The organism is Petralouisia muris (assembly GCF_004793545.1).
GTDB lineage: Bacteria > Bacillota > Clostridia > Lachnospirales > Lachnospiraceae > Petralouisia > Petralouisia muris.
In genome coordinates this window covers 1-861 of record NZ_SRYA01000221.1, presented here as the reverse complement: position 1 = coordinate 861, position 861 = coordinate 1, and the positions used below count along the sequence as shown (strand labels likewise).

Genomic DNA, 861 nt, shown 5'->3' with positions numbered 1-861 from the left:
TAAAAAAAGCCGACTGGCTGTTTCGTAAAACTACACCAATCGGCTATGTAAAAATCTATTCTGTTTTATTCTCTGCCTTATCTGCTCTTACATGATATGGCTTCCCTTATTCTCTCTGTATCCCATTTCTCTGGAAACAATACCGCCATAATATGAAACGCATCTATCAGCCCTGCAATATACGCATGAGTTCCGTATTCAAAATCCTGCTTTTCCCTGCAATCTATAAGATGTTGACAAACTTCCCTCTGTTCCTCCGTCAAATCAAGCTGGTTAAAAGCATCCTCCGCATATCCCTCGTCCTTACTATCTTTTTGATAACTGGCATCAGTCTGTAACAGTTTCAATACAGATTCGTCTTTTAATTTCTCTACTGCTATCTTCACCAGTTCTTTAAAATCCTTATCGTACATCACTTCCCCCTGCCAGTTCTACTCTTAATTTTTTAATAGGTGCATGGATAACCTTAAAAATAAGTTCGTCAACGCAATCTGTATATCTGCCCTGCTGTATGAGCTGATTCTTCAATTCCACAAGGCTATGTAACAAAATACTCCGTTCCTCACTATCCACATATAAATGATTTTTCTTTTCTCTCATAATCAACACCAACCTTTTTTGATTTAATTATATAGACGGATAGCAGAATGTTCAAAGCTGCAAATTGGGTCAAAAAATAAGCGTACCACTATTTCTAATGATACGCTTATGATTATTTAGATATAAACATCAACGGTCAAATCTTCCCATTGATTTTTTCTAAGATAGCCACCATTCGCCCTGCGGAAAGCCTGTGCTTCCTCAAAACTTATGGTAAAAGTCCAGAATGGTTTTCGCCTATCTTTGTGATATAGCCGCCTG

At 37.6% G+C, this 861-nt stretch carries 2 protein-coding genes; both read right to left on the bottom strand.

Translation table 11 applies throughout. The annotated features are described in order from the left end of the window. Positions 1-77 precede the first annotated feature (77 nt). Entirely contained in the window at positions 78-413 is a 336-nt protein-coding gene (locus E5329_RS29170) for a hypothetical protein (RefSeq protein ID WP_135975377.1), read from the bottom strand. Further along, positions 403-600 (bottom strand): hypothetical protein, encoded by a 198-nt coding sequence (locus E5329_RS29165; RefSeq protein WP_120391781.1) that lies wholly within the window; start codon positions 598-600, stop codon positions 403-405. The genes E5329_RS29170 and E5329_RS29165 overlap by 11 nt, the downstream gene beginning before the upstream one ends. Between the last annotated feature and the right edge of the window lie 261 nt (positions 601-861).

Excerpts from the sequence above, each read along its gene's own strand:
- E5329_RS29170 (WP_135975377.1), bottom strand. The coding sequence starts at position 413 with ATGTACGATAAGGATTTTAAAGAACTGGTGAAGATAGCAGTAGAGAAA.
- E5329_RS29165 (WP_120391781.1), bottom strand. The coding sequence starts at position 600 with ATGAGAGAAAAGAAAAATCATTTATATGTGGATAGTGAGGAACGGAGT.